Annotated in this window: 9 protein-coding genes and 1 pseudogene; 8 read left to right on the plus strand and 2 right to left on the minus strand. The window is 61.6% G+C overall.

The window, feature by feature from the left end; translation table 11 throughout:
- The first annotated feature begins 284 nt into the window (after positions 1-284).
- The 7 genes from glyA to fdhA all read left to right on the plus strand — a co-directional run bounded on the left by glyA (position 285) and on the right by fdhA (position 9,395).
- Positions 285-1,538 (plus strand): serine hydroxymethyltransferase, encoded by a 1,254-nt coding sequence (gene glyA, locus ACXRVY_RS09005; protein ID WP_223456825.1) that lies wholly within the window; start codon positions 285-287, stop codon positions 1,536-1,538.
- Between the two features lie 23 nt (positions 1,539-1,561).
- Entirely contained in the window at positions 1,562-2,812 is a 1,251-nt protein-coding gene (locus ACXRVY_RS09010; RefSeq protein ID WP_038981138.1) for a sarcosine oxidase subunit beta, read from the plus strand.
- 14 nt (positions 2,813-2,826) lie between these two features.
- Positions 2,827-3,156, plus strand: a complete 330-nt coding sequence (locus ACXRVY_RS09015; protein ID WP_223456827.1) for a sarcosine oxidase subunit delta — start codon at positions 2,827-2,829, stop codon at positions 3,154-3,156.
- The gene (locus ACXRVY_RS09020; protein ID WP_458237272.1) at positions 3,153-6,170 is read left to right on the plus strand and encodes a sarcosine oxidase subunit alpha; all 3,018 of its coding nucleotides are present in this window, start codon (positions 3,153-3,155) and stop codon (positions 6,168-6,170) included. The genes ACXRVY_RS09015 and ACXRVY_RS09020 overlap by 4 nt, the downstream gene beginning before the upstream one ends.
- Positions 6,171-6,352: 182 nt before the next feature.
- Positions 6,353-6,985 carry a sarcosine oxidase subunit gamma gene (locus ACXRVY_RS09025; RefSeq protein WP_007980412.1) on the plus strand — a complete coding sequence of 211 codons (633 nt, stop codon included), beginning with the start codon at positions 6,353-6,355 and terminating at the stop codon, positions 6,983-6,985.
- A 150-nt stretch (positions 6,986-7,135) separates the two neighbouring features.
- On the plus strand, positions 7,136-7,993 hold the full coding sequence (gene purU / locus ACXRVY_RS09030) for a formyltetrahydrofolate deformylase (protein ID WP_223456832.1): 858 nt from the start codon (positions 7,136-7,138) through the stop codon (positions 7,991-7,993).
- A 202-nt stretch (positions 7,994-8,195) separates the two neighbouring features.
- Positions 8,196-9,395, plus strand: a complete 1,200-nt coding sequence (gene fdhA, locus ACXRVY_RS09035; RefSeq protein WP_223456834.1) for a formaldehyde dehydrogenase, glutathione-independent — start codon at positions 8,196-8,198, stop codon at positions 9,393-9,395.
- A 45-nt stretch (positions 9,396-9,440) separates the two neighbouring features.
- On the opposite strand, the gene ACXRVY_RS09040 is transcribed toward fdhA, so the two are convergent.
- Positions 9,441-9,929 carry a hypothetical protein gene (locus ACXRVY_RS09040; protein ID WP_223456836.1) on the minus strand — a complete coding sequence of 163 codons (489 nt, stop codon included), beginning with the start codon at positions 9,927-9,929 and terminating at the stop codon, positions 9,441-9,443.
- A gap of 244 nt (positions 9,930-10,173) precedes the next feature.
- Here ACXRVY_RS09040 and ACXRVY_RS09045 point away from each other — a divergent pair, with 244 nt between their 5' ends.
- On the plus strand, positions 10,174-10,728 hold the full coding sequence (locus ACXRVY_RS09045; protein WP_223456838.1) for a DUF2780 domain-containing protein: 555 nt from the start codon (positions 10,174-10,176) through the stop codon (positions 10,726-10,728).
- 1 nt (position 10,729) lies between these two features.
- Here the strand turns inward: ACXRVY_RS09045 and ACXRVY_RS09050 are convergent.
- Positions 10,730-10,937 (minus strand): annotated as a pseudogene (locus ACXRVY_RS09050) (acyltransferase); the annotation flags it as partial.

Genomic DNA, 10,937 nt, shown 5'->3' on the forward strand with positions numbered 1-10,937 from the left:
CCCTGTAGGAGCGAGCCTGCTCGCGATAGCGGCGGGTCAGTCGACATCAATGTTGAATGTGATGCCGCTATCGCGAGCAAGCTCGCTCCCACAGGGGATCTACGCCGGATCGACGGTCGTGTTCGGCATGCCATTTCCCGCCATGTCGTAAACGCACCTTTGCGTGGCGCCCGTAGGCATTTGACGACTCCAAGCCAGTCATACCATCGCTACCAAAGGGCACTGCCGAAAAGCCAGTGCCTCACCGAGACGAATGGCGCACCGCCGCCGCTGGGAGAGACGCGATGTTCAGCAAGCAAGACCAGATCCAGGGTTACGACGATGCACTGCTGGCGGCGATGAATGCCGAGGAGCAACGTCAGGAAGATCACATCGAGCTGATCGCGTCGGAGAACTACACCAGCAAGCGCGTGATGCAAGCGCAAGGCAGCGGCCTGACCAACAAATACGCCGAAGGCTATCCGGGCAAGCGCTACTACGGTGGCTGCGAACACGTTGACAAGGTCGAAGCCCTGGCCATCGAACGCGCCAAGCAACTGTTCGGCGCCGATTACGCCAACGTGCAACCGCACTCCGGTTCCTCGGCCAACAGCGCCGTGTACCTGGCCCTGCTGCAAGCCGGCGACACCATCCTCGGCATGAGCCTGGCCCACGGCGGTCACCTGACCCACGGTGCCAAAGTGTCGTCCTCGGGCAAGCTGTACAACGCCGTGCAGTACGGCATCGACACCAAGACCGGTCTGATCGATTACGACGAAGTCGAGCGCCTGGCCGTCGAGTGCAAGCCGAAGATGATCGTTGCCGGCTTCTCGGCTTACTCCAAGACTCTGGACTTCCCGCGCTTCCGCCAGATCGCCGACAAGGTCGGTGCCCTGCTGTTCGTCGACATGGCCCACGTGGCCGGTCTGGTTGCCGCTGGTCTGTACCCGAACCCGCTGCCTTACGCCGATGTGGTCACCACCACTACCCACAAGACCCTGCGCGGTCCACGTGGCGGCCTGATCCTGGCCAAGTCCAACGAAGAAATCGAGAAGAAGCTCAACGCGGCAGTTTTCCCGGGTGCCCAGGGCGGCCCGCTGATGCACGTGATCGCCGGTAAGGCAGTGTGCTTCAAGGAAGCRCTGGAGCCTGGCTTCAAGGCTTACCAGCAGCAAGTGATCGACAACGCCCAGGCGATGGCCGGCGTGTTTATCAAACGCGGCTACGATGTAGTGTCCGGCGGCACCGACAACCACCTGTTCCTGGTCAGCCTGATCCGTCAGGGTCTGACCGGCAAAGAGGCGGATGCAGCCCTCGGTCGCGCCCACATCACCGTGAACAAGAACGCTGTCCCGAACGATCCACAGTCGCCGTTCGTGACCTCCGGCCTGCGTATCGGCACCCCGGCAGTCACCACTCGCGGCTTCAAGGTGACCCAGTGCGTCACACTGGCCGGCTGGATCTGCGACATCCTCGACAACCTCGGCGATGCCGATGTCGAAGCGAATGTTGCGCAGCAAGTGGCGGCCCTGTGCGCGGACTTCCCGGTTTATCGCTGAGTGCGGTTTTGGAGTAAATGACTATGCAACGCTACTCGGGCTTCGGCCTCTTCAAACACTCTCTCAGCCATCATGAAAACTGGCAGAAAATGTGGCGCACGCCGACCCCTAAAAAGGTCTACGACGTGGTCATCGTCGGTGGTGGCGGGCATGGTCTCGCAACGGCCTACTACCTGGCCAAGGAACACGGCATCACCAACGTGGCCGTGGTCGAGAAGGGCTGGCTGGGCGGCGGTAACACCGCGCGCAACACCACCATCGTTCGCTCCAACTACCTGTGGGACGAGTCGGCGCACCTGTACGAACACGCGATGAAACTGTGGGAAGGCCTGTCCCAGGACCTGAACTACAACGTGATGTTCTCCCAGCGCGGCGTCTACAACCTGTGCCACACCCTGCAGGACATCCGTGATTCCGAGCGTCGGGTCAGCGCCAACCGCCTCAACGGCGTCGACGGCGAACTGCTCGATGCCAAGCAAGTGGCTGACGAGATTCCGTACCTCGACTGCTCGAAAAACACGCGCTACCCGGTGATGGGCGCAACCGTCCAGCGTCGCGGCGGCGTGGCTCGTCACGATGCCGTGGCCTGGGGCTTTGCCCGGGCCGCCGACGCCCTCGGCGTGGACCTGATCCAGCAGACCGAAGTGATCGGTTTCCGCAAGGAAAACGGCGTGTGCATCGGCGTTGAAACCAACAAGGGCTTCATCGGCGCCAAGCGCGTCGGTGTGGTCACTGCGGGTAACTCCGGGCACATGGCCAAACTTGCCGGTTTCCGTCTGCCGATCGAATCCCACCCGCTGCAAGCGCTGGTGTCCGAGCCGATCAAGCCGATTATCGACAGCGTGATCATGTCCAACGCCGTGCACGGCTACATCAGCCAGTCCGACAAGGGTGACCTGGTGATCGGCGCCGGTATCGACGGTTACAACGGCTACGGCCAGCGCGGTTCTTACCCGGTGATCGAACACACCGTCCAGGCCATCGTCGAGATGTTCCCGGTGTTGTCCCGCGTACGCATGAACCGTCAGTGGGGCGGCATCGTCGACACCACGCCGGATGCCTGCCCGATCATTTCGAAAACCCCGGTACCGAACATGTTCTTCAACTGCGGTTGGGGCACCGGCGGCTTCAAGGCCACACCTGGCTCGGGCAACGTGTTTGCCGCGAGCCTGGCCAAGGGTGAAATGCACCCATTGGCTGCACCTTTCTCCATCGACCGTTTCCACAACGGTGCGTTGATCGACGAACACGGCGCTGCTGCGGTTGCCCACTAACAGGAGAAATCCCCATGTTGCATATCTTCTGTCCTCACTGCGGCGAGTTGCGCTCCGAAGAGGAATTCCATGCATCCGGCCAGGCGCACATCCCGCGCCCACTGGATCCGAACACCTGCACCGACGAGGAGTGGGGCGACTACATGTTCTTCCGCGATAACCCGCGCGGTCTGCACCACGAGCTGTGGGATCACGTTGCCGGTTGCCGTCAGTACTTCAACGCCACCCGCGACACCGTGACCTACGAGATTCTCGAAACCTACAAGATCGGCACCAAGCCACAATTCACCGACAAGACCGATAGCCCGAAAGCGGCCAGCACGGCTCTGGGAGAGAAGGTATGAGCCAGATCAATCGCCTGTCCAACGGCGGACGGATCGACCGCAACAAAGTCTTGAGCTTCACCTTCAACGGCCAGAACTACAAAGGCTTCGAAGGCGACTCCCTGGCCGCTGCACTGCTGGCCAACGGCGTCGACATCATCGGTCGCAGCTTCAAGTATTCCCGTCCGCGCGGCATCTTCGCCGCCGGTGCTGAAGAGCCGAACGCGGTGCTGCAGATCGGCGCCACCGAAGCCACGCAGATCCCGAACGTGCGCGCCACGCAACAGGCGCTGTATCAGGGCCTGGTCGCCACCAGCACCAACGGCTGGCCGAGCGTGAACAACGACATGATGGGGATTCTCGGCAAGGTCGGCGGCAAGCTGATGCCACCGGGCTTCTACTACAAAACCTTCATGTACCCGCAATCGTTCTGGATGACTTACGAGAAGTACATCCGCAAGGCCGCCGGCCTGGGTCGCTCGCCGACCGAGAACGATCCGGACACCTACGACTACATGAACCAGCACTGCGACGTGCTGATCGTCGGTGCCGGCCCTGCCGGTCTGGCGGCTGCCCTGGCGGCTGCGCGCAGCGGTGCCCGGGTGATCCTCGCCGATGAGCAGGAAGAGTTCGGCGGCAGCCTGCTCGATTCCCGCGAAAGCCTCGACGGCAAGCCTGCGACCGAGTGGGTCGCCAGCGTCATCGACGAACTGAAGAACACCCCGGACGTGCTGCTGTTGCCGCGCGCCACCGTCAATGGCTACCACGACCATAACTTCCTGACCATTCACGAGCGCCTGACCGATCACCTCGGTGACCGCGCTCCGATCGGCCAGGTGCGTCAGCGCATCCACCGGGTTCGCGCCAAGCGTGTGGTGCTGGCGACCGGCGCTCACGAACGTCCATTGGTCTACGGCAACAACGACGTACCGGGCAACATGCTCGCCGGCGCCATCTCGACCTACGTGCGCCGTTACGGTGTGGCACCGGGCAAGAAGCTGGTGCTGTCGACCAACAACGACCACGCCTACCGCGTTGCCCTGGATTGGCTCGATGCCAGCCTGCAAGTGGTGGCCATCGCCGATGCCCGCAGCAACCCGCGTGGCGCGCTGGTGGAAGAAGCACGCGCCAAAGGTATCCGCATTCTCACCGGCAGCGCCGTGATCGAGGCCCGTGGCAGCAAGCGCGTGACCGCTGCCCGTGTGGCTGCCATCGATGTCAAAGCCCACACCGTGACCAGCCCAGGCGAATGGCTCGACTGCGACGTGGTGGCCAGCTCCGGTGGTTACAGCCCGGTGGTTCACTTGGCTTCGCACCTGGGTGGCAAGCCGATCTGGCGCGAAGACATCCTCGGTTTCGTACCGGGTGAAGCGCCGCAGAAACGCGTGTGCGTCGGCGGCATTAACGGCGTCTACGGCCTTGGCGATTCTCTGGCCGACGGTTTTGAAGGTGGCGCCCGCGCCGCCGCTGAAGCCGGGTTCCAGACCGTCGAAGGCGTACTGCCGAAAGCCCTGAGCCGTCTCGAAGAGCCGACCCTGGCGCTGTTCCAGGTGCCGCATGAAAAGAACACCGYACGGGCGCCGAAGCAATTCGTCGACCTGCAAAACGACGTCACCGCCGCCGCCATCGAACTGGCGACCCGCGAAGGCTTCGAGTCGGTCGAGCACGTCAAGCGCTACACCGCGCTGGGCTTCGGCACCGATCAGGGCAAGCTCGGCAACGTCAACGGCCTGGCCATCGCTGCCCGCTCGCTGAACGTGACCATCCCGCAGATGGGCACCACCATGTTCCGTCCGAACTACACGCCGGTGACCTTTGGCGCCGTGGCCGGTCGCCACTGTGGGCACATCTTCGAGCCGGTGCGCTACACCGCACTGCATCAATGGCACCTGAAGAGCGGCGCCGAGTTCGAAGACGTCGGCCAGTGGAAACGTCCGTGGTACTTCCCGAAATCCGGTGAAGACCTGCACGCGGCAGTGAAGCGTGAGTGCAAAGCCGTGCGCGACAGCGTCGGCCTGCTCGACGCTTCGACCCTGGGCAAGATCGACATCCAGGGCCCGGATACGCGCGAGTTCCTCAACCGCGTCTACACCAACGCCTGGACCAAGCTCGACGTGGGCAAGGCGCGCTACGGCCTGATGTGCAAAGAAGACGGCATGGTCTTCGACGACGGCGTGACGGCTTGCCTGGCCGACAACCATTTCGTCATGACCACCACCACTGGCGGCGCGGCGCGCGTCCTGCAATGGCTGGAGCTGTACCACCAGACCGAATGGCCGGACATGAAGGTGTACTTCACCTCCGTCACCGACCACTGGGCAACCATGACCCTGTCCGGGCCGAACAGCCGCAAGCTGCTCAGCGAAGTCACCGACATCGATCTGAGCAACGAAGCCTTCCCGTTCATGACCTGGAAAGAAGGTCTGGTCGGCGGTGTGCCGGCGCGGGTGTTCCGGATTTCGTTTACCGGCGAGCTGTCGTACGAAGTCAACGTGCAGGCCGACTACGCGATGGGCGTGCTGGAAAAAATCGTCGACGCCGGCAAGAAGTACAACCTGACGCCGTACGGCACCGAAACCATGCACGTGCTGCGGGCCGAGAAGGGCTTCATCATCGTCGGCCAGGACACTGACAGCTCGATGACCCCGGACGACCTGAACATGGGCTGGTGTGTCGGTCGCACCAAACCGTTCTCGTGGATCGGCTGGCGTGGCATGAACCGTGAAGACTGCGTGCGTGATCAGCGCAAGCAACTGGTTGGCCTCAAGCCGATCGATCCGAACAAATGGCTGCCGGAAGGCGCGCAGCTGGTGTTCAACACCAAGCAGGCGATCCCGATGACCATGGTGGGTCACGTGACCTCCAGTTACCTGCACAACTCCCTGGGCTATTCGTTCGCCATGGGCGTGGTCAAGGGCGGCCTGAACCGCATGGGCGAGCGCGTGTTCGCACCGCTGGCCGACGGCAGCGTGATCGAGGCGGAAATCGTTCCTTCGGTGTTCTTCGATCCGAAGGGCGAACGCCAGAACGTGTAAAGGCTTCGGGTCCTGTGGAGTGTGAGCTGCCGCCATCGCGAGCAAGCTCGCTCCCACAGGATTGAAGTCGCCAGAAAAATTTGTGTCAGGCATCAGTCCACTGTGGGAGCGAGCTTGCTCGCGATGGCGGCAGAAGCGCCACCACAAGGGCCGGAACCAACAAAATTCAAGACAGGTGCTTTATGACCGCAGCCAATGTTTACCAACAACGCCCAACCTCCGGGGCCAAGGCCGAGTCGTCGCTGCATCACGCCGATCTCGCCAGCCTGGTGGGCAAGGGTCGCAAGAACGCCGGCGTGACCGTGCGTGAGAAAAAACTCCTCGGCCACCTGACCATTCGTGGCGATGGCCACGATGCCGCGTTTGCCGCGGGCGTGCACAAGGCCCTTGGCATCGAATTGCCGGGCGCGCTGAGCGTCATCGTCAAAGGCGAAACCAGCCTGCAATGGATGGGGCCGGATGAGTGGCTGCTGATCGTGCCGACCGGTGAAGAGCTTGCCGCCGAGCAGAAACTGCGCAAAGCGCTGGGCGATCTGCACATTGCAATCGTCAACGTCAGCGGTGGCCAGCAACTCCTCGAACTGAGCGGCCCGAACGTGCGCCAGGTGCTGATGAAGTCCACCAGCTACGACGTGCACCCGAACAACTTCCCGGTGGGCAAAGCTGTCGGCACGGTATTCGCCAAGTCGCAACTGATGATCCGTCACACCGCTGAAGACACCTGGGAACTGCTGATTCGTCGCAGCTTCTCGGATTACTGGTGGTTGTGGTTGCAGGATGCTTCTGCCGAGTATGGGCTGAGCGTTCAGGCCTGATCACCACCGTCACTGTAGGAGCGAGCCTGCTCGCGATGGACTTCAAGGCAGCGCGTTGAATCAGACAGTACGCGTCATCGTTGGCCTCCATCGCGAGCAGGGCTCGCTCCTACAGTAGGCATCCACCGATTTCTCAGGAGTCACCGCACCATGAGCCGCGCCCCAGACACATGGATTCTGACCGCCGACTGCCCAAGCCTGCTCGGCACGGTGGACGTGGTGACCCGCTTTCTGTTCGAGCAGGGCTGCTACGTCACCGAGCACCACTCCTTCGATGACCGGCTCTCGGGCCGTTTCTTCATTCGTGTGGAATTCCGCCAGCCTGACGGTTTCGACGAGCAGTCGTTCCGCGCGGGCCTGGCCGAGCGTGGCGAAGCCTTTGACATGATCTTCGAACTGACCGCGCCGAACTATCGGCCGAAAGTGGTGATCATGGTCTCCAAGGCCGATCACTGCCTCAACGACTTGCTCTATCGCCAGCGCATCGGCCAGTTGTCGATGGACGTGGCCGCCGTGGTCTCCAACCACCCGGACCTCAAGCCGCTGGCCGACTGGCACCAGATTCCGTATTACCACTTCCCGCTGGATCCGAACGACAAGCCGTCCCAAGAGCGTCAGGTGTGGCAGGTGATCGAAGAGTCCGGCGCCGAACTGGTGATCCTTGCACGCTACATGCAAGTGCTGTCGCCGGAGCTGTGCCGCAAGCTCGATGGCAAGGCGATCAACATCCACCACTCCCTGCTGCCCGGGTTCAAGGGCGCCAAGCCCTATCACCAGGCCTACAACAAGGGCGTGAAACTGGTGGGCGCCACGGCGCATTACATCAACAACGACCTGGACGAAGGTCCGATCATTGCCCAGGGCGTGGAGGCAGTGGACCACAGCCACTACCCGGAAGACTTGATCGCCAAGGGGCGGGATATCGAAGGGCTGACGCTGGCGCGGGCCGTCGGGTATCACATTGAGAGACGCGTATTTTTGAACGCGAACAGAACAGTCGTTCTCTAGATCGCCATCGCGAGCAAGCTCGCTCCCACAGGGTTTTGTGTCGTTTACAAACCTAGTGTCCGCCCCGGCCCACTGTGGGAGCGAGCTTGCTCGCGATGAAGCCCTGACAAGCAACACAAGACACATAGGCAATAACCCGAGCACTTAACGCGCTGCCTGCCTGGGCAACGCGGTTTCATAAAAACAACATCGAGGTGAAAGCATGTCTGGTAATCGTGGAGTGGTGTATCTCGGCGCTGGCAAGGTCGAAGTGCAGAGTATTGACTATCCGAAAATGCAGGACCCGCGCGGCAGGAAGATTGAACACGCTGTCATCCTGCGTGTGGTGTCTACCAACATCTGTGGTTCCGACCAGCACATGGTGCGCGGGCGTACCACAGCGCAAACCGGCCTGGTGCTGGGCCATGAGATTACCGGCGAAGTGATCGAGAAGGGCAGCGACGTCGAGAACCTGAATATCGGCGACCTGGTGTCCGTACCGTTCAACGTGGCTTGCGGGCGCTGCCGTTCCTGCAAAGAGATGCACACCGGCGTGTGCCTGAGCGTCAACCCGGCGCGTCCCGGTGGAGCTTATGGTTATGTCGACATGGGCGACTGGACCGGTGGCCAGGCCGAATACGCCATGGTGCCGTACGCCGACTTCAACCTGCTGAAGCTGCCGGATCGCGACCGGGCCATGGAAAAAATCCGCGACCTGACCTGCCTCTCCGACATCCTGCCGACCGGCTATCACGGTGCCGTGACCGCTGGCGTTGGCCCGGGCAGCACCGTGTACATCGCTGGTGCCGGTCCGGTCGGCCTGGCGGCAGCCGCTTCGGCCCGTCTGTTGGGTGCGGCGGTGGTGATCGTCGGGGACGTCAACACCGTTCGCCTGGCTCACGCCAAGGCCCAGGGCTTCGAAATCGCCGACCTGTCCCAGGAAACGCCGCTGCACGAACAGATCGCTGCACTGCTGGGCGAGCCGGAAGTGGATTGCGCCATCGACGCTGTTGGCTTCGAAGCCCGTGGCCATGGCCATGACGGCGTGAAACACGAAGCCCCGGCCACTGTGCTCAACTCGCTGATGGGCGTGGTGCGAGTGGCAGGCAAGATCGGCATCCCCGGCCTCTACGTGACCGAAGACCCGGGCGCCGTGGACGCCGCCGCGAAAATGGGCAGCCTGAGCATCCGCTTCGGCCTGGGCTGGGCCAAGTCCCATAGCTTCCATACCGGCCAGACCCCGGTAATGAAGTACAACCGCCAACTGATGCAGGCGATCATGTGGGATCGCATCAACATCGCCGAAGTGGTGGGCGTTCAGGTGATCAGCCTGGATCAGGCTCCGCAGGGGTATGGTGAGTTTGATGCCGGCGTGCCGAAGAAGTTTGTGATCGATCCGCACAAGATGTTCAGCGCGGCGTAAAGCGTTGGGCTAAAAAAGGGCGACCGGGGTCGCCCTTTTTTGTGTTCAATGGCCTGTTGGTGGCATGGTCAGGACTCTGTAGTTGAACTCACATTCCTTTTCGACCCGTGAATCGCAGTGTTCAACGGACTTGGCTTTGTTGGACGCGCCGGCCTTTTCTTTAATGGGTTGCGCCTCCCATTTTGTGCCCTTGACGGGAGCCCACTCTCTGAAGGAGTACAACGTCATCCTGGCAAACGCGTACCAGTCGTCACCCTCGTAATCACACGAAACTACATCCGTATTACCTTCGGAACTGACGGTCCGGTAGAGCGCTCCGGTGAATACGAAGGTTTCAAGATCTCCCTCGCTGGCATAGGGGTTTTCACCTACCCAGACGCGGCCGTTCGGCCCGGGGGCGGAGTAGCTGTAGCCTTGTTCCTCCTGCTTTTGTGTGATGCTTGCAACTGACGGACACATAGTGGTTGCCGCAAGGGCGTTGGCTGTGAATACCGACAGTAGTACGGCACTTGCCGCGAGTGTTTTACGTATCATGATGTACTCCTTTACATGGTTTGGAGTCGTCATGTTGGGGGAGTGGAACTGCGGTGGGTACTATCAGTATTGATAGGTTGTGTTGGCGCTTTATTCGTCTCGCGGCATCCAGGGTTTAACGTTTGTTATACGTGACCGGGGTAAAAACGGATGCGCGGTAAGGAACATGATTGAGGATATCTGGTCAAACCGGCAGTTTTACCGCCGGTTTTCGGATGGTTTCATGGCTCAAGAGGATGTCTGGATGAAGATTTCACGCGGCATTGCATTGGCTTCGCTGTTGGCACTGTCCGCCAGCCCTGCCTTTGCGCAGTTCAGCCTGAGCGATGCGGCCAATGCGATTTCGGGCATGAAGGGTGGTGACGCGGCCGCGACTGCCGCACCGGCGCCGCAGACAGCCGACCTGCTAAGCACCCTCAGTGAATTGAACATCACCCCACAACAAGCCATCGGCGGCGCCGGGGCGATGCTGGGGCTGGCGAAGAACCAGTTGAGTTCAACCGACTACTCGGAACTGGCCAAAAGCGTGCCGGGCATCGACATGCTCTCGGGCGGCGGTGAGTTGGGTGCACTGGCCGGTCTGCTCGGCTCCAGCGGCAAAGCCGCAGGGCTGAACAATGCCCTGGGTAACGTCAAGAACACCAACGACCTGAACAACGCCTTCAGCGCCCTGGGCATGGACAGCGGCATGATCGGCCTGTTTACCCCGGTGCTCCTGCAATACCTCGGCCAGCAGGGCGTCGGCGGTTCGCTGCTGAGCAGCCTGGGCGGGATCTGGGGTGCCGGCACCGGCAGTTGATTCAGCGGCGCTCGCTTTTCAGTTCAGCAATGCGCTGATCCTTCTCGATCCAGAGCTGGTTGACCCAGTTCTGGACCTTCTCGCGAAACAGCGGATCGTTTTCGTAATCGCCCTGCCACAGTGCCGGGTCGAGATCGCGGGTTCGGATTTCGATGATGACCCTTGGCACATCGCCGCTGATCAAGTCCCAGAACCCCGGAATCTTCTGC

The organism is Pseudomonas sp. P5_A2_2, from assembly GCF_054177685.1.